Source organism: Lentilactobacillus senioris, from assembly GCF_026798195.1.
GTDB lineage: Bacteria > Bacillota > Bacilli > Lactobacillales > Lactobacillaceae > Lentilactobacillus > Lentilactobacillus senioris_A.
The window spans coordinates 1-859 of record NZ_JAPQEZ010000032.1 but is presented as its reverse complement, the minus strand read 5'-3'; the positions used below and the strand labels follow the sequence as shown (position 1 = coordinate 859).

Annotated in this window: 1 protein-coding gene; it reads left to right on the top strand. The window is 35.6% G+C overall.

Annotated features, from left to right (window positions below; all coding sequences use genetic code 11):
• Nucleotides 1-134 precede the first annotated feature (134 nt).
• On the top strand, nucleotides 135-776 hold the full coding sequence (locus tag OXT66_RS09600) for an SAP domain-containing protein (protein ID WP_125710585.1): 642 nt from the start codon (nucleotides 135-137) through the stop codon (nucleotides 774-776).
• Nucleotides 777-859: the final 83 nt, after the last annotated feature.

Below are 859 nucleotides of genomic sequence, written 5' to 3'. Positions count from 1 at the left end.
GCCACTAGGGTATACCCTAATGGCCTTTTTTACTTCTGTGCTATACTAGGAATTACAGATGTTCATTAGAACTGTCCAAATAAACCTATCAGACAGGTCTTTTGGTGATATGCAAAAAAGGAGTGAGAATAGATATGACAGTGCGTCCTAAATTTAATAAAAGTATGACCAGTGAAACATTTTCTAGCTTTTATTGGTATAAAGGGGAATTACAAAACATTTGTAGCCAATATGGATTACCAAGATACGGTACTAAAGCGGAACTGGTTAAATATATTATTGCATTTTTAAATGGTGAGCCCGCTACAGAAATAAAGCCCCTCAGAAAACCGAGTAGAAGAGTGGCCTCACAGCTAACGGCCGATAGCATTACATTAGACACCAAGTTACTTGATTCTGGCTTTTCGCTTAACCAAGCAGCTAGAACTTTCTTTGCTAATTATTTTGGAGTTGAGCACTTTACCTTTCGTAAAATAATGGGGATAAAAATGAGAGAGGTTGAAAAGAATGAGGATGTAAATGCGACTGTAGCTGACTTGGTTAAAATTTTAAGGGAACCTCAAATGATTTCCCTTGATAATGATGAAGAACAAACATACCAATGGAACAGTTTTGTGCAAGCATTCAGAAGTGATTCAATTTCAAAAAAGTACTATGAGCCAATGAAAGTAGCGGCAATTATTTGGAAAATAATCAAAGCTTCAGATCAGCCTAAAATATATACAAGAACATTACTCATTGAAAATGCCGAGTTAATAAAGGACTTTCTCAAATAAGTGAAACATCTTTAAATAAGGGCTTTTGGGGGTAGATAAAAATGGCTAAAATTGGTTATGCTCGTGTGAGTTCCAAAGAGCAA